Origin of the sequence: Nocardia sp. NRRL S-836, assembly GCF_001279525.1 — a bacterium.
Classification (GTDB): Bacteria; Actinomycetota; Actinomycetes; order Mycobacteriales; family Pseudonocardiaceae; genus Lentzea.
In genome coordinates this window covers 94,394-118,456 of record NZ_LGDY01000138.1, presented here as the reverse complement: position 1 = coordinate 118,456, position 24,063 = coordinate 94,394, and the positions used below count along the sequence as shown (strand labels likewise).

Below are 24,063 nucleotides of genomic sequence, written 5' to 3'. Positions count from 1 at the left end.
GTCGGGGGGAGGCTGTGAGTTACTCGCGAGTTGTGGACAAGGTCAGATCTTGAAGTGCTGGGGAGCAGGCGTTTGTCGGGGGTGGGTGCTAGGGTGCCGCGCTTCGGTCCTTTGTGGAGGGCCGAAGCGCGGCATCACGTGGTTCAGAACGTCTGGAACAACGCGCGCCAGCCGCCGACGACCGGCAGCTCGACCGAGGTCCTGGCGAGGTCCAGCGACAGGCCCGCGCCCGGTTGGGGGCGCAGGGTGTAGTCGTAGTCGCTGGAGATCAGCACGAACTCCAGCCGGTGCCCGGCCTGCAGGATGTAGTCGTCCGGCACGATCGGCACGTCGACGTCGTAGAACTTGCCCGGCTTGATCGGCGACGTCCGGTCGGGGCGCTGCCGGTTCTGCGGGTCGGTCCACCCACGGGTGATGACGTGCGACTTGCCGTCCGGGGCGCGGTCGACGAGCAACGTCGTGACGTTGGCCGCAGGACGGTCGAACGCGATCCGCAGGTGCGCGGTCGACTTGCCCGACAGCCGCAGCGGTTTCTGCGTCGGCTCCGTCGTGTAGGAGAGGCGGTGCGGCGAGGTGGGCTGGTCGATCAACGACTCCGCCGTCTTCGTCGCGTCGTCGGTCAGCCTCTCCACGCCCTGACCGGGACGCAGGCCGAGCCCGCCCTGAGCAGGTCCGCCCGCGGACAGGCGCAGCCGCACGTCGGACGTGCCGGGGGCCGGCCAGTCCTTCTCGTCGACCCATGTCTTGTCCTCGCGCTGGAGGGTCGCGCGAGGCTCCTTGTCGATGCCGTTGCGGTGGCCCCACAGGTACTGGGTGAACCAGCGGTTGAGCGTGCGGCGCCACTCGGGCGAGCGCAGCGTGTCAGGATCGGTGTGCCCGGACTGGTGCAGCCAGATCTTGTGCGGCACACCGACCTTCTTCAACGCCGAGTACCACTGCTCGACGTGCGTCATCTTGACGTTCCAGTCGTTGAGCCCGTGGACGGCGAGAACGGCCGCGCGCACCTTGTGGACGTCGTTGAGGTAGTTCCGCTTGTCCCAGAACGTGCTGTAGTCGCCGGTGATCCGGTCTTGGTCCTTCGCGATCTCGGCGATGATCGGCTTGCAGATCTCGCGGTCCGCACGGGTGTGGACGTACTCGGCGAGCACGTCGGCGTCCTCGCCCTGGAACGTGCCGGGCGCGACGACGGCGCCGTCCGCGCGGTAGTAGTCGTACCAGCTGGAGATCGCGGCGATGGGCACGATGGCTTCGAGCCCGCGGACACCGGTGGAGGCGACGGCGTTGGGCAGCGTTCCGTTGTAGGAGACACCCATCATGCCGGTCTTGCCGGTCGACCACGTCGCCTTGACCGCCTCGCCCGTGGCAGTGCGCGCAGACGCACGGCCGTTGAGCCAGTCGACGACGACACGGGCACCGATCGTCTCGTTGACGTCACCCGTTGTCGGGCAGCCCGTGGACTTGCCAGTGCCGAGCGACTCGGCGTAGACGACGGCGTACCCGCGCGCGATGAAGTAGGCCTCGTAGCGGCCCGAGGTGATCGGGTTGGGGCCGAGGGCGGCGGTGACTCGTTCGTCGGAGGAGGCCTTGAGCAGACGGCCATCGCGCTTGTCAGGCACGTACAGCTCGACGTCGACGTTGTGGTTCGGGACGTCGTTGCCGCCCGAGAAGTACGGGCTGACCATGTAGACGACGGGGACCTTGAGTCCTCGTTCGGTGGCGCGCGGCCGGACGACCTCGGTGTAGACCTCGTCGTCCTTGCCGTCGCGGTCGCTGTCGACCGGTGCGCGGACCCAGACGCTCTCCTTCACCACGTCCTTCGGATCGAAGACGGGCTGGGCCTCGCCGTCCTTGAACACCGGCCCCTCGGCGGCGTTGGCCGTGGCGGGCAGGAATGGCAGAACTAGCACCGCGGTCAGCAGTGCGACTCTTCGTGCGCCCCTCACGAGGCACCCCCAATGCGAAGCCAGAGACAGGGATTCGCCCTGCACCCTTCCCCGTGACTGCAAGACATGTCACCCGTCGAACGGCTCTTGACCTGAGAGCATGGACCGTGCACATTTCCGACTTCGTCCACGCGCTGCCGAAGGCCGAGCTGCACGTCCACCTGGTGGGCGCGGCTTCCGTCGACACCGTCCTCGCGCTCGCCCGCAACCACCCCGGTGGTCCGGTTCCGACCGATGAAGCCGAGCTGCGGAAGTTCTACGAGTTCACGGACTTCCGGCACTTCATCAACGTCTACGGGGTCGTCAACGACCTCGTCACGACCGGCGAGGACGTCCGCACCCTGGTCGTCGGCTATGCGCGCGACGCGGTGCTGAGCAACATCCGATACGCGGAAGTCACGGTCAGTGCGACGAGTCACCTGCGCGCGGGTATCGCACCCGACGAGCTCGTCGAGGCGTTGTCGGCGGGACGGGCCGAAGCGCTGGCGGTGCACGGCGTGATGCTGCAGTGGATCTTCGACGTGCCCGGCATCTGGGATCGCGACTGGGGCGTGACGAGTGCACGGTTCGCGACCGAGTACCGGCCGGAGGGGCTGGTCGGGTTCGGGCTCGGCGGGTTCGAGTCGGACTCGCCGCGGGCCAGCTTCCGCGAGGCGTTCGCGATGGCGCGTGACGCTGGATTGCACATGGTGCCGCACGCCGGCGAGACGACACCGCCGAGCGAGATCTGGGCGGCGTTGCGGGACCTGCGCGCTGAGCGGATCGGGCATGGCGTCAGCGCGGTGCGAGATCCCGAGCTCCTGCGACACCTCGCCGACGAGGGCGTCGTGCTGGAGGTGTGCCCGACGTCGAACATCCGCACCGGCGCCGTCACGTCGTGGGACGAGCACCCGTTGCCGCGGCTGCTGGAGGCCGGGGTGCCAGTGACGGTCAACACTGACGACCCCGGCATGTTCCACACCGACCTCGACCGCGAGTACCTGGTGTGTCACGAGCGGTTCGGGTTCGGGCGCGACGAGCTCGCCGGTCTCGCGCGGGCCGGAGTGCGGGCGTCGTTCGCACCGGCCGCGGTGAAGGAGCAGCTGTTGAAGGAGATCAACGCCGTATGAACGCCACGAGTGTGGTGACGACGACTGTGGACTCGGCCGTGGCGGCCGAGTCGTTGGCGAAGGGGATCGTCGAGGGGCGGCTGGGTGCGTGTGTGCAGATCGTGCCGATACGCAGCGTCTACCGGTGGGAAGGCGAGGTGCGCGTCGACGACGAGTGGCAGTGTGTCGTGAAGACAGCTGCCGTTCGTGTCGACGAGCTCGTTGCGCACATCAAGGCGCACCACACCTATGACGTGCCGGAGGTCGTCGTCACCCCCCGTTGCCGGGGGCAACGACGACTACCTCCGCTGGGTCTCAGAGGAGACCTCGTAGGTGACGCGGCAAGGGCTCGGTGTGCAGGACGCCGAGCCGTTGCGTCGCCCTCGTCAATGCCACGTACAGCTCGCTGGGCGACATGCGCTGCGGTTCGACGACGATGACGACGTCGAACTCCAGGCCCTTCGACGCCTTCGGCGGCAGCCAGCCGTCACCGATGACGGCGATCGTGCGGCCGGGCAGCTCGTCGGCGTGCGCGGCGAGCTCGTCGCGAACAGCTGCCGACATGTCACTCACGCGGCGGGCCCACGGCTGGACGCCGGTGCGGCGCACCGACACCGGGACGGTCGCGTCGGGGTCGACGAGCTTCAGCACCGGGGTGGCGACGGCCATGATCTCGCCGGGTGTGCGGTAGTTGACCTCCAGCCTGCGGTAGGTGAAGCGGTCGAAGACCGAGCCCCAGCTGCGCACGCCGCCTGCGGCCTGGCGCTGGGCGAGGTCGCCGACGACGGTCATGGACTTGTTGGGGCAACGGCGCAGCAGGACTCGCCAGTCCATTGCAGACAGCTCCTGTGCTTCGTCGACGACGACGTGGCCGTACGTCCACGTGCGGTCGCCGGCGGCGCGTTCGGCCAGCGTGCGGTGGTCGCGCACCTCGTGCCGGAAGGCGAGCGTCTCGGCGTTGACGAAGTCCGTGACGACGTACTCGTCGTCGTCGGCGCGTTCGTCGATCGAGAGCACGTCCATGACGCCGCGGGCGTACGCGAGTCCTTCTTCCTCCTCCCGCTGTGCCGCGCGTTCGGCCGAGCCGTCCGAGCCGAGCAGGTCGGCCAGCTCGTCGAGCAGCGGAACGTCAGACACCGTCCAGGCTTCGGCGTCCTCGCGGAACAGCTCGGGCGCGCCGATGCGGTAGCACCGGCCCGCGTACAGGTCGGCGAGCAGCTGCGTCGGGGTGAGCTGCGGCCACAAGCGGTCGACGGCGTCGCGCAACGCCGAGCTGTGGCGCAGCTCGTACCGCACGTCCTCCTCGATCTCCGGCCAGTCGACGCCGATCAGCTTCATCGCCGGCGCGACGAGCTCCTCGGCGAGGGCGAGGAAGAAATACTTGCGGGCCGCGTTGTGCGGTAGCTCGTAGTACCGCGTCTTCTCGCGTGCGACGGCGGCGATGTGTGCGTCGAGCGGGACGACGACGTCTTCGAGCTCGATGTCGATGGGCTCGTCGGGTAGCTCCTGCCGGTCGGCGACGGCGACGGCCAGCAGGTCGAGCACCGAGATGTCGCCTTTCACCCGTTGCAACGACGGGCTGTCCTCGACGTCGGTGACCACGCCGGGGTAGAGCTCGCCGGGCGTCGCGAACACGACGTCGGTCTCCCCGAGCGACGGCAGCACGTCGCCGACGTAGCGCAGGAACCCGGTGTTCGGTCCGACGATCAGGACGCCGTGACGCGAGAGGCGTTCGCGACGCGTGTAGAGCAGGTATGCGACGCGGTGCAACGCCACCGCGGTCTTGCCGGTGCCGGGGCCGCCCTCGATCACCAGCACACCGGGGCGGGAGTGGCGGATGATCTCGTCCTGCTCGGCCTGGATGGTCGAGACGATGTCGCGCATCGTCGCGGTCCGCGGCGCGTTGAGGGCGTCGAGCAACGCGGTCGTGTCGGTCAGCAGCTCGTCGTCGTGGAAGTCGCGCAGCTCCCGGTCGCGGACGCGGAAGTGGCGGCGCAGCACCAGGCCTTCCGGGTTCGCCGCGGTCGCGGTGTAGAACGGCCGTGCCGCCGGTGCGCGCCAGTCCAGCAGCAACGGTGCGAATTCATCGTCGAACAAGCCGACGCGTCCGATGTAGGTGCGTTCGCCTTCCTCCGAGTCGATCCGGCCGAAGCACAGGCCCTCCTCCGCCGCTCGGTACCTGCCGATCTGCCTGGTGAGCGCCTCGACGGCGGCTTCGCGGTCCAGCCGCTGGGTGTGGGTGTCCCGCAGTGCGGCCGCAAGGCCGGCCGCTGCTTTGTTCCGTTCCTGATCGAGCTTTTCATACAGAGAGGTGATCCGTGCCTGTTCGCTCGCCAACACCTTGCCCCCTGTGATACAATGATCCTGTCTTTCCGGAAAATTGATTCCGAAAATCCAAAGCCATTCTTTGTAGCACAGTTCAGCTGTGCGTGGGGCGCTTTCGCGGCCTCTCATGACCGTGCTGCTGTCTATGTCGCGCACGGGGCCCGAGCTGCGAGTACTGCCAGTGGATCTGCCGCTGTGCCGGTCGCGTCACCGCCGCTCGTCCGTCGTGGATCGAACCGCAATCGTCTTGCGCGTCAGCTCGCTGCTGGATGCGGCGATCACCTTGGCATGAGGTCGCGGGAGAGCGCGCCGATCTTTCCAGAGCATTGGTTGTACGGTGCGTGGTGCAGATCAAATGGCGTCGTGGTGAATGTGGTGAGGCATGAAGCTGGTCGTTCTGGGTGGCGGCGGGTTCCGCGTGCCGCTCGTCTATCGCGCTCTGCTCGCCGACCGGTCTCCCGGCCGCGTCACCGAGGTCGTGTTGCACGACCTCGACGCTTCCAGGCTCGCGGCGATCAGCGGTGTCCTCGCCGAGCTTGCCGCCGGTGTGTCGGATGCGCCGGCGGTGACGACGTCGACGGACCTCGACGAGGCGGTGCGCGGGGCGGACTTCGTGTTCTCCGCGATCCGGGTGGGCGGGCTGGAAGGGCGCGCGGCGGATGAAAGCGTCGCGGCCGGGTGCGGGGTGCTCGGGCAGGAGACCGTCGGCGCCGGTGGCGTTGCTTATGGGTTGCGCACGGTGCCGGTCGCGCTCGACATCGCACGCCGTATTTCCGTGTACGCGCCGGATGCGTGGGTCATCAACTTCACGAACCCCGCCGGCATGGTCACCGAGGCGATGGCCGCGCATCTCGGTCGCCGGGTCATCGGGATCTGCGACTCCCCCGTCGGTCTCGGCCGCAGGGTCGCGCGGGCCGTCGGCGCCGATCTGGAGGACGCGTGGCTCGACTACGCCGGGCTCAACCACCTCGGGTGGCTGCGGGGCGTTCATGTGCGCGGACGCGATGTGCTGCCGGACCTGCTCGCCGACACCGAGCGGCTGGAGTCGTTCGAGGAGGGCAAGCTCTTCGGGGCGGAGTGGCTGCGCACACTGGGTGCGATCCCGAACGAGTACCTGCATTACTACTACTTCACCCGTGAGGCGGTGGGGTCCGGTGCGTCGCGCGGGGCGTTCTTGCTGGAGCAGCAGAAGCAGTTCTACGCGGCGCCGTCGTTGCGGAGCTGGGACCGGACGCGCCTGGAGCGCGAGCAGACGTACATGGCGGAGACGCGTGAGGACGAACGTGACAGCAACGACCTCGACGGCGGTGGCTACGAACAGGTCGCGCTCGCGTTGATGCACGCCATCGCGGCCGACAAGCGGACGACGTTGATCCTCAACGTGCCGAACGGGACGACGCTGTCCTGCCTGGACTCCGACGCGATCGTCGAGGTTCCGAGCCTTGTCGACGCCAACGGCGCGCGGCCCGTGGCGGTCAGCCAGCTTCCCGACGAAGGCGTCGGGCTCGTCACCGCGCTCAAGGTCGTCGAACGCGCCACGATCCGGGCAGCGATCAGCGGCGATCGGGCGCACGCGGTGAAGGCGCTGGCACTGCACCCGCTGGTCGACTCCGTCAACGTCGCCCGCCGGATCGTCGACGCGCACCCGCTGCTGTCCGGGGCCTTTCCGGGCAGCCGATGACTGATGTACCGGTGGCCGTCACCGCACGGCGCAGGCGCCTTAACTACGCTCGTCGGCAAATGGACACCAACACTTCTCGCCGCGTGCCGCTCGTGATGGGCATCGCCGTGCTCGTGCTGCTGCTGGACCAGGCCACGAAGTTCTGGGCCGAGAGCGCGCTGACCGGCCGCGCGCCCATCCCGGTGCTCGGGGAGTTCCTGCAGCTCAGGCTCCTCTACAACCCCGGTGCCGCGTTCTCGATCGGTGCGGGGTCGACGTGGATCTTCACCATCGTCGCCGCCGTCGCCGTCGTGTTCCTGGCGCGGTACGGGCTCCAGCCGCAGACGAGGCTTCGCGCGGTCGCGCTCGCGTTGATGCTGGGCGGTGCGACGACGCACCTGCTCGACCGGCTGTTCCGGCCGCCGGGTTTCGCGCGCGGGCACGTCGTCGACTTCATCGACTACAACGGCTGGTTCGTCGGCAACGTCGCGGACATCGCGTTGGTCTGCGGCGCGATCCTGCTCGTACTGCTCAGCTTCCAGCCGCAGAAGCAGCCTGCCGAGTGAGCGTGTCGGCGCGGCGGGTCGTCTCGGGCAGCCGGTAGCGCGGGGCCAGGCGCAGCACCTCCGCGCACGCACGGTCCAGGTCGATCTTGTGGCCGATCGACACGAAGACCGGCTTCACGTTGTCCTGCGTCCGCAGTGCGCGGCCGACGACCTCGTCGCCGTCCATCACGAGGTCGCTCGTCGAGCCGCGCGTGGCGCCGGGCGGGTCGAACCTGCCCATCGGGCTCTTGGCGACGCCGATGCTCGGGATGCCGGTGTGCACGCCGAGGTGGCAGGCGAGACCGAACCGGCGCGGGTGCGCGACGCCCTGACCGTCCGCGACCAGCAGGTCCGGTGTGACGGTCACCCGGTCGAGGGCGCGCAGCAGCACGGGCATCTCCCGGAAGGCGAAGAGGCCGGCGATGTAGGGGAAGTCCGTCGTGCCTTCCACGACGACCTCGTCGAGCACGGCCAGCGTCTTTGCATCGAACACCACGCAGACGCCGACAACTGAGTCATTGCCAAGGCCGCTGTCGCGGTAGCCGACGTCGAGGCCGGCGACGGTGTCGATCTGCAGGTCAGGGGCACTGGTGGTGATCACCTGCGTGCGCAGGCGCTCTTGCAACGCGATGGCGTCGTCAACCGTTCTGGGCCACTCCACGGGCGACAGTGTGCCGTGACGTGTCGTAGTGGGCAGCGAGCAGGTCGTCGCCGAAGTCACCCGAATGACGACGCCACACGGTGTGGACGTGGTTGGCCTCGTTGGCCGTGTTGTCGTACTCGATGAGCAGCTCGGGGCCTTGGACGCGGTAGTAGTGGCCTTCGCCGCGGCGCAGCGAGCCCTCCCACGAGAAGTGCAGCCGTTCGGGGTCGAGTGCGGCGAACTCGTCGTCGGCGAGCTCGAACGCGAGCCGGTCGAAGTAGAGGCGGACGATGTCGACGAGCAGCTCCCTCGCCTGCTTGCCGAGCTGGGCGGGTGTCACGCCGACGGGGTCGGACGGGCTGACGCGCGGTGCGTTGCGGGTGCGGATGTCGTGTGGCGCGGTGTCCGACACGACGGCGAGACGGCGGGCGGTCGGGCCCATGCGGTCGAGCAGTTCGCGGGCCAGCTCCTCTTCGAGCAGCAGCGATTGTCCGACGACGCGGCCGCGGTAGGTGACGCGGGCGGGGTTCGCGCCGAGGAAGAACGGGGTTGCCGAGACGCGGCCGTCGGCGACGACGACGTTCACGGACAGGTGGTGCCCCTCGAAGCGCCATCCCCACGGCTCGTCGCCGCCGGGCGTGCCGAAGAGCACCGTCCAGTAGTCGCCGCTGTGCCGGTCTCGGTGCCCGCCCTCGCGGTGGTCGAGCACGTCCTCCAGCGCCATCACCGCCGCGACCTGCGCGTAGGCGTGTGAGCTGAGCACGGTCGCGAGCATGCCGTGCACGGCTTTGCGCTGATCGCGGCGCAGGTCGCCGAGCACCAGGCCCGGGCGATCACCGGGCGTGTAGGCCCAGCGGTGCCTCAGGTCGTCGTCGGTGACCGCGCGAATGGCGTGTTCGCGCTGGTCACCGTCGAGCAAGCCGATGTAGTGGCGCGTGGCGTCGGCGACGTCGTGCAGCATCACTCGAACTTATAGGCCTTGAGGTTGCGCAGCAGCAGGTAGCAGTTCTGCAGTGAGCCCGAGGTGTCGCCGAGTGAGCGGTAGATGCCCCACTTGGGACGCAGGCGGTCGTCGAGCCAGGTGTCGACGTTGTTCTTGGTCGCGTCGAGCACGGTGCGGCCGCCTTCGCGCACCACCCAGCGCACGCGTCCGGTGCCGTTGCCGACCTTGATCTCCACCTCGGTGTCGATCCACCTGTTGTGCAGCGGTTCGAGGTCGGCGTTGCCGACGAGGACGTTGCCCTCGGTCACCTTGAGCTCGATCTTCTGCACGCCACCCGTGCGGCGCAGGGACATGACCGTCACGGGCGCGGAGCCCACGCCCGGCATCTTCGTCTGCATGATGTGGGTGAACGACGTCGTCGACTTCAGCGAGCTCGGGATGAACATGGAGTAGGTCCACCGCCACGTCTCACCGTTGCCGATGTCGATGTTCGTGCCGCCCGCCTTCATGCCGCGCACCTCGTTGCGCTGCCGGTCGGTCGAGGTGTCCCGGTCGCGCGTGTGCATGTCGAACCGGTAGTCGTTGCCGGAGACGTAGATGTGCTTCGTGCCCGGATGCGAGCCGGCGCGGTCGTCCTCGACGCCCTCGAACGCACCGAGTCCGTCCTTGTTCGCCTGCGGGCTCCACTTCAGCTTCCAGGTGGCCGCCCGCGCGAGCCCGGAGCCTGCCAGGAGCAGCGGAGCCGCCGCTCCACCGATCAACGCCGAACGCCGAGAGATCTCCACGCTCGTTCCTCCCCGTCATCCATGGCGGCGGATTTAGGGAAAAGGGTCTGCACCACTCAGTGGCGGGCGTGATCACACCACCGACTGACTGCCGAGTCAATATTCGGCTCGACGCTGCGCGTCATCGGCAGCAGCGCCCGCGGAAGCTGTGACGGGGCGACCAGCGAAAGGACGTCGTCGCCGAGTGCGGCCAACGGCAGGTGCCGGAGTGGAGCAGGCGGGAGGTCGCGCACATCGGCGATGCCGGCGGACGTCGAAGCTTGGCGACGACCCCAAAGCTGCAAGGCGTCGACCGGTCCGGCCCGAGCTTGCCCACGGAACGTGAAAGCTGCTTTGGCAATGAGACGTTTGTCGTCGCCGTCCAACGTCTCATTGCAAAGCAGCAGGTAGGTGGGGCTGAAAGAGGCTGATATATCGGCGGAGAGGGTCTAAGCGTGGCAGGCGATGGGGCCGCCGTGCAGCTCCATCATGTCCATCCAGACGCGGGTCAGTTCGAGGCGTTCGGACAGCGGTTTGCCGTCGAGCTCGTGGTAGGCGCGCTGGAGGTTGCCGACGAGGCGTTCGGACTCCTGCCACGACGAGAAGCGTGACGGGCCGGCTTCGCGGACGGCCTCCATCGGGGTCTTGCCTGCGGCGTGGCCGGAGGAGGCGAGCTCCGAGAGGTAGGTCGTGTAGGCGACGAGGTCGTCGAGCACGCGGGTGATGTCGGCGCCGCGCAGGAGCGGGCCGTGGCCGGGTACGACGACGGCGGCGTCGAACGAGCGGAGGAGCTCCAGCGACGCGAGGTAGCCGCCGATGCTGCCCTCGGCGAGGAACGGCTGGCCGCCCGCGAACACGAGGTCACCGGTGAAGAGCACACGGTCGTCGGGCAGCCACACGACGGTGTCGCCGCAGGTGTGCGCGGGGCCGGGGTGGTGCAGCTCGACGACGCGCGAGCCGAGGTGCAGCGTCAGGGACGTCGAGTAGGTGAGCGACGGCGGGCGCACTTCGAGGTGGCCGTAGTCCGGGCCGGTCAGCACCTGGGAGGCGAGCAGTCCGGCCGTCACGACCTCCTCGCGGCAGGCGTCGTGGCCGACGATCACGGTCGACGGGGGCATGAGCCAGTTGCCGAACGTGTGGTCGCCGTGGTGGTGGGTGTTGACGACGTAGCTGGGCGAGGCGTCGGACACCGTTGCCACCGAGGCGAGCAACGCGCGGTTGCGGGCCTCGGTGGACGTGGTGTCGACGAGCAGCAGCGTGCCGTCGGAGCCGATGACGACGCCGGTGTTGTTGATCATCCAGGACCCGTCGGGCTGGACGTAGGCGTGGACGAACGGCGCTACTTCGACCAGTTCGGGGCGGGTCCCGGGCAGGTCGTCCTGAGAAGGCTTCACCCGGTCGAGCGTAGTGAGGTCAGCCCTGGGAGATGTAGGCCTGCAGTTGGTCCTGGCTCTGTTCGAGCTGGCCGATCCGGCTCTTCACGACGTCACCGATGGAGACGATGCCGACCAGCTGCCCGTCCGACAGCACGGGGACGTGGCGGAACCGCCGCTCGGTCATCACGACGGTCAGACTGTCCACTGTGTCCGACGGCGTGCACGTGAACACCTCGGCGGTCATGATCGACGAGACGGGTGCGGCCAGCAGGGCGGCGCCGGAGGCGTGCAGCCGGCGCACGACGTCGCGTTCCGACACGATCCCCGCGACGCCCGAGGGGCCGACCACCACGATCGCGCCGACGTTGTGTTCCGCGAGTGATCTGAGCAGTTCGGACACCGGGGCGTCCGGGTCGATCGTCGCGACCGCCGAGCCCTTGGTCCGCAACACGTCAGCGATCCTCATGGCGCCTCCGATCCTGTCGGTCCGGTAGCACCTCAGGCTAGATCGGATCCGGACAGAACGGGAGATCCCGCCACGAAGGGAGCAGGGGGACGCGGGCAGTCCGCGTCCCCCCGCAGCGGCCACACCGGTTCGGGCGTCGGCTACACGGATCCGCGGCGACGGGCGGCGAACTGGCGCGGTGGGACCACTGGAACACGTTGCTGCGGCAGCGGGAGCTGGGTGTTCTTCTCGGGCGGCTGCTGGCCGCGCTTCTGGGCGCGGCGGGCGGCACGGTTGGCGGGCGGGGTGGCAGCAGGCATGCGAAAGCCTCCTCAGAACGAGGGCGTGCAAGGACACGGCGGAACGTCAGCCGTGGAGAAGGACCCGCGAGAAGGGTCACCAAGAGCACACGCGGCAGCGCCGGAAGCGCTGCGGGGCTTCTCAGATCGTGAACATGTCCGCAACGGTAGCGGCACCGCGTGGTGCCGCCAACCGATTTATGCGCGGGCGCGGGCCGCGGCCGCACCAGCTCCCAGCATCACGAGGACGATCGTCACCATGGCCCACTTGCGCGGTTTGGTCAGGGGCGTGGTCGCCTGCTCGACCGGGAAGTCCTTGCGCGGCTGCGGCTCCCGCCTGGCCGCCCGCACCGGGACCGGCTGCTGTGGCGCCGCGGAAGTCGGCGGTGCCGGAACCGGCGGCTCGACCGGCACGACCGGTGCGACGGGCACCGGCGCCGGAGTCGACACCCTGGGCGGCACAACGGGAACAGGGGCCGGTGGCAGCGGAACCTCGGGCTTCGGTGCCGGTGGGTCGACGTGCGGTGGCATCGGCGTGGGCAGGCACCCGGCGCCGTCGATCATCCCGAACGCCGGGCCGGTCGACAGCTCGACGGCGGTCCCGCCCGCGATCCGGAACACCCGGCTGCGGCCCTCGTACCTGTTGTTGACCACGTAGATCGTGCCCGACGCGTCGGCCGCCACCGCGCCGTAGGTGGACTTGCCGGGCAGTCCCGGCACGTCGGTCCGGCCCACCACCCGGCCCGACATCGGGTCGAACGACACGACCTCGCCCGGCCCGTGCCCCGCCGCCGACACCCCGACCAGCTTCCCGCCGGGACCCGCGGTGAAGTCGTCCAGCGCGAGCGCGGGCCAGTCCAACGACACCGAACGCACGATCTGCAGGTACGAGCCGCTCGCCGGGTTGATGTCGATCGCGTGCAGCCGGGTGTTGTCGCGCACGTAGAACGTGGTGCCGACGACCGTGCCGCCGGACACGTCGTCGGTGCGGAACCACGGCGCCACAACGGGTCCGAGGTCGTCGACCACGCCTTTGGTGTCGATCAGCACGACGTGCGTGCGATGCACCCAGTGCCGGTGCCCCTTCGACGTGAGACCGACCAGTCGGCCCAACGCCGGTGAGTACCCCAGCGCGCTCACCGCGTACCCCAGTCGAGCTATCTCATTCACCCCACCGGATGACGCGTCGAATCGGGAGAGTGTCGAAAAATCACCCCGGTTAACGGCGCGAACCTGGAATGCGTCGCACGCCAGCGGCGCAGCCTGGGCAACAGTGCTGGTGAGCGGCGTGGAAAGCAGCAAAAGCGACGACACGCCGCTCAGCGCGAGCAGATTCCGCCGCCACCGGAATGGAGCAGCTTGATACGACAACCGGGTAATTTTGCTGTTGCCGCGCATTCCCACCTGACCATTACTCGTTAACCACACCGTGCTGTACCGGCCACAGTAGACCGTGGTCTAATCCCACACCAGAAAGGAGCCGAATTGAGTATTTACGTGGCCGGGCTGCTCTGGGTTCTCGGCGCCGCCGTCGTCTCGTCCGTCATCGTCGTCATCACCCGCCGGTTCGGCTCGGACGAAGTGGGCGAGAAGAACCTCGGCGCCGGCGGCTCGGTGTTCAGCATCGTCGCCGGTCTGCACGCCGTGCTCGTCGCCTTCATCCTCATCTCGCTGTTCGACTCGGCCAACGGAGCCGAGGAGCAGGTGCAGAAGGAGGCCAACGCGCTGGTCGCCGTCAACTGGTCGGCCGACTCGCTGCCGGAGCCCGCGAAGTCCAGGGTCGACCAGCTGATCCGCGACTACGTGCAGACCGTCGTCGACGACGAGTGGCCGAAGATGGTCGAGGGCGAGGACGTCGGCAACAAGGGCTGGACGACGCTGAACCAGCTGCGGGACACCGTCGCCAAGGCCGTGCCGGACGGCGGCTGGCAGGAGGACCGCAAGACCGAGGCCGCGAACCAGCTGTGGGACGTCTACCAGGCCAGGCAGGAGCGGATCGACGCGTCCGGCGGCGGCGTCAACCCCGTCGTGTGGCTCGCGCTGCTCATCGGCACCGCCCTGTCGCTGCTGTTCCCGTACCTGTTCGGCGGCCCGAACCTGGTCTCGCAGCTGCTGATCACGGTGACGCTGAGCTCGACGCTCGTGCTGCTGCTGTTCGCGATATACCAGCTGCAGAACCCGTTCAGCGGCGGTGTGCACATCCCGCCGGACGCGTTCACCTCCGCACTCGACCGGCTGAGCTAGCCGCGACTAGCGCGACCCGGCCGTTCCGTCCGCTTCTTCGACCTCCACGGACACCACTTCGCCGTCGATGACCTTCGGCAACGGGTGTTCCCGATCGACCTGGGCGAAGTAGCGGTTCGCGAATGCGCCGACCGCTCGGGTGGAGGCGGCGTCGACGCCACCGCCGATGACGCCGCCCACCAGCGGAACGCCCTTCACGACGACCGTGCCGAGCTTTTTCGTACCGTATTTCGTGATGAGCGCCGAAGCGGCCTTCTTGGTGAACTGCTTGATGCCGACCTTTTTGAACAGCTCGGTTCCGGCGTTGCCGAGCAGGCACAGCAGGATCGCCGTCTGCACCTCCTCGCTGTCCACGTCGTGGCCGCGCAGCGACGCGATCGACGCGATGAGGTGCGTCTGGATCACGTACGCGGCCGCGACGTTGGACGGCAGCGAGATCGGCAGCGTGATCAGCCCGCCGAGGTTCGTGATGAACCCCTGCGCGCCGGCCAGCGCCACGTGCGTGCGGATCAGGTGCCTGATCGCGGCGGTCTCGTCGCCCTTCTTCGCCAGAGCGTCGGACGCGGCTTCGCGGGCGCTCTTGAACGGCCCGAACCCGTCCACACCGGCGCGCAGCAGGTAGTCGGCGATGCCCTGCTGAGCCTTGCTCAGCTCACCCTTGGAGTCGGCCACACCCCCGAGATTACGCGTCCAGCTGCCGCAGTGACGCGTCAACGGTCTGTTCCAGCAGAACCGCGATGGTCGTCGGCCCCACTCCGCCGGGCACGGGCGTGATGAGGCCCGCGTGCCCGACGGCCGCGTCGAAGTCCACGTCGCCGACGTTGCCCTCGTTGTAGCCGGCGTCGATCACGACGGCGCCGGGCTTGATCCAGTCGCCCTGGACGAACCGCGGCTTGCCGACGGCGGCGACCACGACGTCGGCGGTGCGCACGACGTCCGCGAGGCCGACGGTCTTCGAGTGGCAGATCGTGACGGTCGCGTCGCGGGCCAGCAGCAGCATCGCGGCGGGCTTGCCGAGGATGGGGCTGCGGCCGATCACCACGGCGTGCTTGCCGGCGACGTCCACGTCGTAGGCGTCCAGCAGGCGCATGATCCCGCCGGGCGTGCACGACTGGAAGTCGTTGTGCCCGAACGACATCCCGGCGAACGAGTGCATCGTCACGCCGTCGACGTCCTTGTGCGGCGCGATCGCCTCGAACGCCGCCCGTTCGTCGATGTGGTGCGGAACGGGGTGCTGCAGCAGGATGCCGTGCACGTCCGGGTCGGCGGAGAGCTCGGAGATCTTGGCGACGAGCTCCTCGGTCGAGGTCTCCTCCGGCAGTGCCACGTGCCGGGACTCCAGCCCCGCCTGACGGCACCGGTTCTGCTTCATCCGCACGTACGTGACCGAGGCCGGGTCCTCGCCGACGATCACCGTGGCCAGACACGGTTTGCGGCCCGTGCGCCTGGTGTGGTCGGCTGCCTTCCCGGCCGCTCGGCGCACGATGTCGCGTGCGAGCTCGGTCCCTGACATCAACATGGGCTGCCTCCGCGCAGATCGGATTCGCCCAGGCGCGCGGCAGGTCGGCACGGCCGCTCCCCGGTGGTGACCCACCTTGATGTGCGCCAGTCACGGCCTCAGCCGAGTGTAGTCACCGCACCGGTGCCGCCGTCGACCGTGATGCGCTCGCCAGTCTTGATCCTCGTCACGGCCTCGCGCACCCCGACCACGGCCGGGATGCCGTACTCCCGCGCCACGACCGCGCCGTGCGAGTTGGCACCGCCCATCTCCATCACGAGCCCGCCCGCGGTCAGGAACAACGGCGTCCAGCCCGGATCCGTCGACGGCGCCACGAGGATCTCGCCGGGTTCGAGGTGCGCGCCGACCGGGTCCATCACGACGCGCGCGACGCCGGTGACCGTGCCCGCCGACGCCGGGGTGCCGACGAGGTCGCCCTCCGCCGCGGTGCCGTGGTGCACGGACTCGGCGTCGGTGCCGTCGGAGAGCAGCACGCGCGGGATGTGCCTGCGCCGCATCTCGCGGTCGTAGACCTCACGCCGGCGTGCCACGACCTCGCGCAGATCGCCCCGCGGCGAGCGCATCTCCTCGAACGTCAGGAAGTACACGTCGTCGGCCTGGCCGATCCTGCCCTGCTCCGCGAGCTCGGAGCCGGTTTGCGCGATCCGCTTGCGCAGCGCCCCGAACAACGTGATGACCAGGTACTTCGGGTACTCGCGCAGACCGGCGAGCAGTCGGGTGCGGCGCAACGCGAACCGCACGAACCAGCCGCGTCCGAGCGCACGCCGTGCCAGCGTCTCGATCATCGCCTCGGCCTGGGCGGCACCGCGGGCGAAGACCAGGTCCGGCGCGGCGTTCTCGTCCTCCAGGCGCAGGAGGTTGCGCACGACGCCGACGACGTGCGTGGGGTCGTCGGACCAGCGCGGCAGGCCCAGGTCGATCTCGGCGACGGCCCGGTGCCCCCACCTCGCCAGGAACGCGTCCAGCGCGGCCGGGCGTTCGCCGTTCTCGCACTGCCGCAGGGCGACGGGGTCGTGGCGGATCTCCCGCGCGAGGTCCCACATCGCCAGGTCCATCTCGGTGGTGACGTTGTTCGGCAGGCCGCGCAGCACCGTCTGCAGCTCGCCCGGCCCGACCCTGACGACCTTGCCGACGAGCCACAGCAGCGCGAACCCGACGAGCGCGGTCGGCGCGAGCCCGGGCAGCACCGGGACGACGCACTGCCGCAGCGCCTGTTCGACGGTCAGGTTCGCCGACTTCGCCAGCACCTCGCGTTCCAGGAGCAACGCGGTGCGCGCGGCCTTCTCCGGGTCGACGAGCGCCTTGAGCACCGTGGCGGGCGCGTGGAAACGGCGTGCGAGCTGGAACACCCGCCTCAGCGCGGGCACCGGCGAGGAGCTCGTGACGGTGAAGCGCGGGTCGTCGAACAGCCCGCGCAGCACCTCCGCCGACCGCGCCTCCATGACCGCCAGCAACCGGGTGACGAACTCGCGGCCCACCCTGCTCCGCAACACCTTGGTGACGTCGAAGAAGATCCGCTCACCGGCCTCCACACAGGACTCACTCACCGGATCACCGATGACGATCTCGAACGCGGATCCGGCGATCTCCCGGAACGCCGCGCGGCCCATCGGCGTGATCGGCCGCTCCAGGCCCTGGGCGAGGCTGAAGCAGAAGTAGGCGTGACCGGGCTTATTGTTGTCCGGCAACGGGAACAGCGTCGTGATCGGCCGCGACTGGGCGAGGTGCAACGCGCCGTCGGCGTCGATCGCCCACTCGATGTCCTGCGGGCTGCCGTAGTGCGCCTGGGTCCTGCGCCCGAGCTCCGCGAGCGCGTGAATCTGCTCATCGGTCAGGCACGGTTCGTCGTCGTGGCCGACCTCGACGTGCTCGGTACCGCCGCCGGGCACGGACCGGATGACGAACCGCTTGTCCCCCAGCCGCCTCTCCACGACCTCGGTGCCGCTGACGACGAAGTGGTCCGGGTTGACCGCGCCGGACACGACCGCCTCGCCCAGGCCGGGGCTCGCGTCGATGACGACCTGGTCGCGCGTGCCGGTGACCGGGTTCGCGGTGAACATGACGCCGGAGACGGCGGACTGCACCATCCGTTGCACCACCACGGCCAGGTAGGCGGTGGTGTGGTCGATGCCGTTCGTCTCGCGGTAGCTGACCGCGCGGTCGGTCCACAGCGAGGCCCAGCAGCGGCGGACCGCGTCGACCACGGCGTCCTCACCGACGACGTTGAGGAACGTGTCCTGCTGGCCCGCGAAGCTCGCGAACGGCAGGTCCTCCGCCGTCGCGCTGGAGCGCACCGCGACCGAGACGCGGTCGCCGAGCCCGCGGTAGCAGGCCACGACCGCGTCCCGGACCTCCAGCGGCACCGGCGTCTCCAGAACGGTGCGGCGGGCGTTCTCGGGCGTGGTGGCCGCCAGCTCGCCGGCCTGGGCGACCACCCGGTACGCGTCCGTCGTGACGCAGAAGCCCCGCGGCACCGGAAGCCCCGCGCGGGTGAGCTCGCCCAGGTTCGCCGCCTTACCGCCGACCAGGGCCGTCATCGTGCCGTCGATCTCGCCGAAGTCCCTGACGAACCCCATCGCACTCCTCCAGACCTCGCCTGGAACCGAGGCTACGAGCAGTGGGCTGAAAACTCAACAGGTGATGAATAAGTCTAGCGGGTCACCCACTCCGGCAGCGGTTCCCGTCCGGCCAGCCAGGTCCGCGGCGGGCGGGTGACGATGCCGCCGACGATCGCCGCGGTGGTGTCGATGTCTCCCCCGGCCCTGATGCACGTCGTGATCGCGGTGCGGTAGTCGTCGAGGTGATGTGCCGCCACCCAGAGCGTGAACGGCACGGTGTCCTGAGCCTCCGGGTGCTGGTGCGTGACCTCGCTGGCCCGGATCGCCTGAACCGTCACGGCGTCCGGGTCGCCGGCGAAGTAGGCACCGAGCGGGGCGATCCGCATGGCGGCGCCGTTGCCGCACGACCCCTGGCCGTCGAACGCGCTGCCGGCCGCCTGCCGCCACGGTGTGCCCTGACGGAACTTGCGCAGGATCGTGAACGCGCCGGCGCCGTAACCCCGGTAGGGCTCGCAGCGGTCGGCGAACAACGCGGCGAGCCGGTCCTGATCGATCTCGCCGTGGTCGCGGAGCTCGGTGACGAGGTTGCAGGCCATCTCTGTGTCGTCGGTCCAATCCCAGGGCCCTCGTGGCGGCTCACCGGCCACGAGGTCGGACAGCGAGCGGCCGACCATGAAGAACTGTGCGCCCAGCCCGTCGCCGACGGACAGGCCGTCGAGCGAGTCGTATGCGAGATCCAGGCGCGCACGTGCGTGCAGAACGATGCGCATCGGGTTCGATTTTACCTTGTCCCACAACATTTTCAGCGCTTTTTCCTGCCCTGCCCTACCCTGGGGAGATGGATCTGGACCTGCGGAAGCTGCGGTATTTCGTAGCGGTCGCGGAGCAACGCAACTTCGGCCGTGCCGCCGAGGTGTTGCACATCGCGCAGCCCGTGCTGTCGCGGCAGATCCGCGCGCTCGAGGCCGAGCTGAAGGTGCGGCTGTTCGACCGTTCCTCGAAGGGCACGGAGCTGACGCCGGCCGGTGCGGCGCTGCTGGCCGACGCACGCCCGTTGCTCGCCCAGGCTTCGGCGCTGCTGCGGCGGGTGGGGGCGGCGGACAAGTTCACCGTCGGGTTCATGCCGGGCCTGATCGTGACGCCCGCGCTGCGCGCCCTGTCCGCGCGCCACCCCGGCCTGCGGGTGGATGTGGTGCGCACGACGTGGGACGACCAGGTCGAGGTGATCCACGACGGCCGCGTCGACGTCGGGTACGTGCGGCTGCCCGTTCCGCTGGAGGGGCTGCGCTGCGTGCCGTTGTTCAGCGAGCCTCGGGTGGCCGTCCTACCGGTCACGCACCGGTTGGCGGGCAAGGAAAGCGTGCGGGAGGCGGACCTCTCCGGCGAACGGCGCGTGCACCACGCCGACCCGCCGGGCCTGCGTTCCGTCGAGGAGAAGCTGGAACACGTCGCGATGCACGGCGGCGTCGCGATCCTGCCGTTGTCGACCGCGGTGTTCTACTCGCGCGAGGACCTGGTGCACGTGCCGATCGAGGACATCGCACCGAACGAGGTCGCCCTGGCGTGGGCAGCACACCGCCGGACGCCGCTCATCGCGGAGTTCACCGAGATCGCCCGGCGGGCGTGAACAGGAAGCTCTCCCGGAAGTCGCCGTCGCCCCGCCGCACCGCCATCAGCCGCAGCTCCGGCATGAAGTGGAAGAACACCAGCGCCCCTGACCGGTCCGGGTAGCCGAGCGTCTTCGGGTAGGCCGGGTTCGTGCCGCCGAACCACAGCGGCGGCGCCCCGTACTCCTCGACCACCTCGGTCAGCACGCAGTCGCCCTCACCGAGCACGCCCGGTATCCGGCTGTCGGTGTCCAGCGTCAGCCAGCCCTGCCGGTGCGCGAGGTCCGCGTACACCGACGCCATCACGTCCTCGCTGCGGTACCCGAGCACCTCGTGCACGGCGCCCGTGACCATCGCCGCGTTCGCCGCACCCCGCGTCACCAGCGACTCGAGTTCGGCCTGCCACCGGTCCGCGCGGCCGTCGGCGAACGCCAGCGCGTCGAACAGCGTGAGGATCACCGGCTCGCCACCGTGCATGCCCGGACGCCGGATCGCGGCGTTGAGCTGGTCGAACAAGTAGCCGCGCAAGTCGTCGAACGAACGCATCCATCCCCCTGCAGCAACACGGAAAGGGACGGCCGGGAGATGGCCGCCCCTTTGCCGTTGTTCTATCACGACCGCCCACATGCGAAACGCAAACGCCTCCGCCGCCGACAGGAGGGGCAAGGAACTGGGAGGGCAGATGGACGCCAGGCAGATCGTCGACCACTGGTCCGGTGTGGAGCGCGTGGCCGTCGACTGGAGCGAGGCCTGCGAACGGTGCTGGCGCTGCGGCTACCGGGCGGCGCTGGAGCGGTGCCGGATCGTTCCCGCGTCGCTGGGCGGCACCGACACGGCCGCCAACCTCGTGCTGCTGTGCGGCCGGTGCCACCGCGAGGCGCCGACGCACGCCGACCCGCGGTACCTGTGGCGGTGGCTGCGGGCGACGTCCGTGCCGTCGCACGACACGTACTGGACGATCCGCGGGTGGGCGGAGTTCGAGGTCATCTTCGGGCGCAAGCCGTTGGAGTGCTTCAAAGAAGCCGCGGTCGACCACGGGGCCCTGAACGCGGAGTGCCGCGCGCTGGCGGCCGACGAGTTCGCGAAGACCGTCGTCCACTTCGGAGAGGGGCGGCTCAACCCGTCGACGATCGCGTGCGTGATCGCGGAGATCGAGAAGAAGCTGGCCGACCGGCACGGGATCACGGTGCCGGACACCTGCTGAGGGAGCGTGCGCTCCCCCAGCAGGTGGTCACCGGGTGATCAGCTGCAGCCGGAGGTGCTGCCGCAGCCCTCGCACAGGTAGCAGGAGCCGGCCGGACGCATCTTCGTGCCACAGGTCATGCACAACGGCGCGTCCGCCGCCTTGCCCAGGTGCAGTTCCAGCAGCTCGGTCGAGCTGCCGACGTGCTTCGGCGTCTCCGCGGGCGCGTCGACCTGGGCCGGTGCGGCCTCGACGGAACCGCGCAGCCCCTCCAGGTCCACATCGGACGACGCGGGCGTGCCGTACTCGCCGGCGACCTGCGCCGAACGCTCGTCGGCCGTGAAGATGCCGAGCTGCGCGCGCTTGTCGTACGGCAGGTAGTCCAGCGCCAGCCTGCGGAACAGGTAGTCCAGCACGGAGGTTGCGATGCGCACGTCCGGGTCGTCGGTCATGCCCGCCGGCTCGAAGCGCAGGTTCTGGAACTTCGAGACGTAGAACTCCAGCGGGATGCCGTACTGCAGGCCCACCGAGATGGACATCGAGAACGCGTCCATCACGCCGGCCAGCGTCGAGCCCTGCTTGCCCAGCTTGACGAAGATCTCGCCGAGGCCGTTGTCCGGGTAGGAGCCGGCGTGCAGGTAGCCCTCGGCGCCACCGACCGTGAACGACACGGTCTGCGACGGGCGCTTCTTCGGCAGGCGCTTGCGCACCGGGCGGTACTCGACGACCGTCTCGGTCTTGGCCTCGGTGCCCTTGTTCGCGCCCTTGCCCGCCGACAGCGGCTGGCCGACCTTGCAGTTGTCGCGGTAGATCGCGAGCGCCTTCAGGCCGAGCTTCCAGCCCTGGTAGTAGATCTCCTCGACGTCCTCGACCGTGGCGTTCTCCGGCATGTTGACCGTCTTGGAGATCGCGCCGGACAGGAACGGCTGCGTGGCCGCCATCATCCGAACGTGGCCCATGGGCGCGATCGAACGCTCGCCCATCGCGCAGTCGAAGACCTCGTAGTGCTCGCGGCGCAGGCCCGGCGCGTCGATGACGTGGCCGTGCTCGCCGATGAACTCGACGATCGCCTCGATCTGCTCGTCCTGGTAGCCCAGCGACTTCAGGGCGCGCGGCACCGTCTGGTTGACGATCTGCATGGAGCCGCCGCCGACGAGCTTCTTGAACTTGACCAGCGCCAGGTCGGGCTCGATGCCGGTGGTGTCGCAGTCCATCATCAGGCCGATGGTGCCGGTGGGGGCCAGCACGGACGCCTGGGCGTTGCGCCAGCCGTTCTTCGAGCCGATCTCCAGGGCCTGCTGCCACGCCTCGGTCGCGACCCTGTGCACCGACGAGTCGTTCGCGTGGTAGGTGCGGATCAGGTCGTTCGCGGCGGCGTGCTTGCGCATGACGCGCTGGTGGGCCGTGGCGTTGCGCTTGTAGCCGTCGTACGCGCCGACGATGCCCGCGAGCTCGGCGGAACGGCGGTAGGACACACCGGTCATCAGCGAGGTGATGGTCGCGGCGAGTGCGCGGCCGCCCTCGGAGTCGTAGGCGTGGCCGGTCGCCATGAGCAGCGCGCCGAGGTTGGCATACCCGATGCCCAGCTGGCGGAACTTGCGGGTGGTGTCGGCGATCGGCTCGGTCGGGAAGTCCGCGAAGCAGATCGAGATGTCCATCGCGGTGATGATCAGCTCGACGGCCTTGGCGAACGTGACGGCGTCGAACTTGCCGTCGTCACCGAGGAACTTCATCAGGTTCAGCGACGCGAGGTTGCAGCTCGAGTTGTCGAGGTGCATGTACTCCGAGCACGGGTTGGACGCGGTGATGCGGCCCGACTCGGGGCAGGTGTGCCAGTCGTTGATCGTGTCGTCGTACTGGATGCCGGGGTCGGCGCACTCCCAGGCGGCCTTCGCGAGCTTGCCGAACAGCTCCTTGGCGTCGACGTGCTCGATGACCTCGCCGGTCTGGCGCGCGCGCAGGCCGAACTCGCCGCCGCTCTCGTAGGCGTGCATGAACTCGTCCGACACGCGGATCGAGTTGTTCGCGTTCTGGTACTGCACCGACACGATGTCCGCGCCGCCGAGGTCCATGTCGAACCCGGCGTCGCGCAGCGCGCGGATCTTGTCCTCTTCGCGCGCCTTGGTCTCGATGAACTCCACGACGTCCGGGTGGTCGACGTCGAGCACGACCATCTTCGCGGCACGGCGGGTGGCGCCACCGGACTTGATGGTGCCCGCGGAGGCGTCGGCGCCGCGCATGAACGACACCGGGCCGGACGCGGTGCCGCCGGAGGACAGCAGCTCCTTGGAGGAGCGGATGCGCGAGAGGTTCAGGCCGGCACCGGAGCCGCCCTTGAAGATCAGGCCCTCCTCGCGGTACCAGTTCAGGATCGACTCCATGGTGTCGTCGACCGCGAGGATGAAGCACGCGCTGACCTGCTGCGGCGAGCTGGTGCCGACGTTGAACCACACCGGCGAGTTGAAGCTGAACACCTGGTGCAGCAGCATGTGGGTGAGCTCGTGCTCGAAGATCTCGGCGTCCTGCTCGGAGCCGAAGTAGCCGTGCTCCCTGCCCGCGCCCACGTAGGTCTTCACCACGCGGTCGATCAGCTGGCGCAGCGACTGCTCGCGCTTCTCGCTGCCCACGGCACCGCGGAAGTACTTGCTGGTGACGATGTTGGTGGCGTTCACCGACCAGAACTCGGGGAACTCGACACCGCGCTGCTCGAAGTTCACCGAGCCGTCGCGCCAGTTCGTCATGACGACGTCGCGGCGCTCCCAGGTGACCTCGTCGTAGGGGTGGCGGCCCTCGGTGGTGTAGACGCGCTGGACCTTCAACGCGGCAGGCTTGGCAGCCGCCCGTGCGGCTGTCTTCTTGGCTGAGCCGCCGACGGTCTCGGTCACGGTGGATCTCCCTCGTGCTGGTGCGTAGATATAAGG

At 69.2% G+C, this 24,063-nt stretch carries 22 protein-coding genes, 1 pseudogene and 1 riboswitch; of the genes and pseudogenes, 7 read left to right on the top strand and 16 right to left on the bottom strand.

The window, feature by feature from the left end; translation table 11 throughout:
* Window positions 1-143: 143 nt before the first annotated feature.
* Window positions 144-1,907, bottom strand: coding sequence for a Xaa-Pro dipeptidyl-peptidase (locus ADL03_RS38065; RefSeq protein WP_231642787.1), 1,764 nt, complete (start codon window positions 1,905-1,907; stop codon window positions 144-146).
* 143 nt (window positions 1,908-2,050) lie between these two features.
* On the opposite strand from ADL03_RS38065, the gene add reads away from it, so the two are divergent.
* Together add and cutA are read left to right on the top strand one after the other, a co-directional pair.
* Window positions 2,051-3,052, top strand: a complete 1,002-nt coding sequence (gene add, locus ADL03_RS38060) for an adenosine deaminase (RefSeq protein ID WP_053738477.1) — start codon at window positions 2,051-2,053, stop codon at window positions 3,050-3,052.
* A pseudogene (gene cutA, locus ADL03_RS50935) lies at window positions 3,049-3,309 on the top strand (divalent-cation tolerance protein CutA); the annotation flags it as partial. The gene add and the pseudogene cutA, both read left to right, overlap by 4 nt.
* A gap of 37 nt (window positions 3,310-3,346) precedes the next feature.
* Here cutA and ADL03_RS38055 read toward each other — a convergent pair.
* A complete protein-coding gene (locus ADL03_RS38055; protein ID WP_231642786.1) occupies window positions 3,347-5,371 on the bottom strand; it encodes a UvrD-helicase domain-containing protein in 2,025 nt (674 codons plus the stop codon).
* Between the two features lie 367 nt (window positions 5,372-5,738).
* Between ADL03_RS38055 and ADL03_RS38050 the strand changes: the two genes are divergently transcribed.
* Together ADL03_RS38050 and lspA are read left to right on the top strand one after the other, a co-directional pair.
* Window positions 5,739-7,037, top strand: a complete 1,299-nt coding sequence (locus tag ADL03_RS38050) for a 6-phospho-beta-glucosidase (RefSeq protein WP_053738476.1) — start codon at window positions 5,739-5,741, stop codon at window positions 7,035-7,037.
* 59 nt (window positions 7,038-7,096) lie between these two features.
* Complete coding sequence (lspA, locus tag ADL03_RS38045; RefSeq protein ID WP_053738475.1) at window positions 7,097-7,582, top strand: signal peptidase II; 486 nt, start codon at window positions 7,097-7,099, stop codon at window positions 7,580-7,582.
* Here the strand turns inward: lspA and ADL03_RS38040 are convergent.
* The 8 genes from ADL03_RS38040 to ADL03_RS38015 form a co-directional block, all read right to left on the bottom strand.
* Window positions 7,548-8,222, bottom strand: coding sequence for an endonuclease V (locus ADL03_RS38040; RefSeq protein ID WP_231642785.1), 675 nt, complete (start codon window positions 8,220-8,222; stop codon window positions 7,548-7,550). The two genes, lspA and ADL03_RS38040, sit on opposite strands and share 35 nt — an antisense overlap.
* The gene (locus tag ADL03_RS38035; protein WP_053738474.1) at window positions 8,200-9,165 is read right to left on the bottom strand and encodes a DUF3500 domain-containing protein; all 966 of its coding nucleotides are present in this window, start codon (window positions 9,163-9,165) and stop codon (window positions 8,200-8,202) included. Before ADL03_RS38035 ends, ADL03_RS38040 begins: the two co-directional genes overlap by 23 nt.
* The gene (locus tag ADL03_RS38030) at window positions 9,165-9,932 is read right to left on the bottom strand and encodes a hypothetical protein (RefSeq protein WP_053738473.1); all 768 of its coding nucleotides are present in this window, start codon (window positions 9,930-9,932) and stop codon (window positions 9,165-9,167) included. The genes ADL03_RS38035 and ADL03_RS38030 overlap by 1 nt, the downstream gene beginning before the upstream one ends.
* A gap of 56 nt (window positions 9,933-9,988) precedes the next feature.
* Complete coding sequence (locus ADL03_RS47695) at window positions 9,989-10,297, bottom strand: hypothetical protein (protein WP_157529647.1); 309 nt, start codon at window positions 10,295-10,297, stop codon at window positions 9,989-9,991.
* Window positions 10,298-10,360: 63 nt separating this feature from the next.
* Entirely contained in the window at window positions 10,361-11,305 is a 945-nt protein-coding gene (locus tag ADL03_RS38025; protein ID WP_197289003.1) for an MBL fold metallo-hydrolase, read from the bottom strand.
* A gap of 19 nt (window positions 11,306-11,324) precedes the next feature.
* Window positions 11,325-11,753 carry a CBS domain-containing protein gene (locus ADL03_RS38020; RefSeq protein WP_053738472.1) on the bottom strand — a complete coding sequence of 143 codons (429 nt, stop codon included), beginning with the start codon at window positions 11,751-11,753 and terminating at the stop codon, window positions 11,325-11,327.
* Window positions 11,754-11,893: 140 nt separating this feature from the next.
* Window positions 11,894-12,052, bottom strand: coding sequence for a hypothetical protein (locus ADL03_RS47690; protein WP_157529646.1), 159 nt, complete (start codon window positions 12,050-12,052; stop codon window positions 11,894-11,896).
* 177 nt (window positions 12,053-12,229) lie between these two features.
* Window positions 12,230-13,171, bottom strand: a complete 942-nt coding sequence (locus ADL03_RS38015; protein ID WP_053738471.1) for a hypothetical protein — start codon at window positions 13,169-13,171, stop codon at window positions 12,230-12,232.
* Between the two features lie 345 nt (window positions 13,172-13,516).
* Between ADL03_RS38015 and ADL03_RS38010 the strand changes: the two genes are divergently transcribed.
* Window positions 13,517-14,275 (top strand): DUF4239 domain-containing protein, encoded by a 759-nt coding sequence (locus tag ADL03_RS38010; protein WP_053738470.1) that lies wholly within the window; start codon window positions 13,517-13,519, stop codon window positions 14,273-14,275.
* A gap of 6 nt (window positions 14,276-14,281) precedes the next feature.
* On the opposite strand, the gene ADL03_RS38005 is transcribed toward ADL03_RS38010, so the two are convergent.
* The 4 genes from ADL03_RS38005 to ADL03_RS37990 all read right to left on the bottom strand — a co-directional run bounded on the left by ADL03_RS38005 (window position 14,282) and on the right by ADL03_RS37990 (window position 19,122).
* Window positions 14,282-14,947, bottom strand: a complete 666-nt coding sequence (locus ADL03_RS38005) for an EcsC family protein (protein ID WP_053738469.1) — start codon at window positions 14,945-14,947, stop codon at window positions 14,282-14,284.
* A gap of 10 nt (window positions 14,948-14,957) precedes the next feature.
* On the bottom strand, window positions 14,958-15,794 hold the full coding sequence (locus tag ADL03_RS38000) for a bifunctional 5,10-methylenetetrahydrofolate dehydrogenase/5,10-methenyltetrahydrofolate cyclohydrolase (RefSeq protein WP_053738468.1): 837 nt from the start codon (window positions 15,792-15,794) through the stop codon (window positions 14,958-14,960).
* A gap of 19 nt (window positions 15,795-15,813) precedes the next feature.
* A riboswitch (ZMP/ZTP riboswitch) is annotated at window positions 15,814-15,898 on the bottom strand.
* The gene (locus tag ADL03_RS37995) at window positions 15,893-18,370 is read right to left on the bottom strand and encodes a PEP/pyruvate-binding domain-containing protein (protein WP_053738467.1); all 2,478 of its coding nucleotides are present in this window, start codon (window positions 18,368-18,370) and stop codon (window positions 15,893-15,895) included. It overlaps the preceding riboswitch by 6 nt.
* A gap of 74 nt (window positions 18,371-18,444) precedes the next feature.
* Entirely contained in the window at window positions 18,445-19,122 is a 678-nt protein-coding gene (locus tag ADL03_RS37990; protein ID WP_053738466.1) for an ADP-ribosylglycohydrolase family protein, read from the bottom strand.
* A gap of 68 nt (window positions 19,123-19,190) precedes the next feature.
* Between ADL03_RS37990 and ADL03_RS37985 the strand changes: the two genes are divergently transcribed.
* Window positions 19,191-19,979, top strand: a complete 789-nt coding sequence (locus ADL03_RS37985; protein WP_053738465.1) for a LysR family transcriptional regulator — start codon at window positions 19,191-19,193, stop codon at window positions 19,977-19,979.
* On the opposite strand, the gene ADL03_RS37980 is transcribed toward ADL03_RS37985, so the two are convergent.
* Window positions 19,954-20,505: a hypothetical protein gene (locus tag ADL03_RS37980; protein WP_053738464.1), complete on the bottom strand. Its 552-nt coding sequence runs from the start codon at window positions 20,503-20,505 to the stop codon at window positions 19,954-19,956. The genes ADL03_RS37985 and ADL03_RS37980 overlap by 26 nt on opposite strands.
* 79 nt (window positions 20,506-20,584) lie before the next feature.
* On the opposite strand from ADL03_RS37980, the gene ADL03_RS37975 reads away from it, so the two are divergent.
* Window positions 20,585-21,163, top strand: a complete 579-nt coding sequence (locus ADL03_RS37975; protein WP_082373822.1) for an HNH endonuclease — start codon at window positions 20,585-20,587, stop codon at window positions 21,161-21,163.
* Between the two features lie 38 nt (window positions 21,164-21,201).
* Here the strand turns inward: ADL03_RS37975 and ADL03_RS37970 are convergent, their stop codons facing one another.
* Window positions 21,202-24,027: a vitamin B12-dependent ribonucleotide reductase gene (locus ADL03_RS37970; RefSeq protein ID WP_053738462.1), complete on the bottom strand. Its 2,826-nt coding sequence runs from the start codon at window positions 24,025-24,027 to the stop codon at window positions 21,202-21,204.
* Window positions 24,028-24,063: the final 36 nt, after the last annotated feature.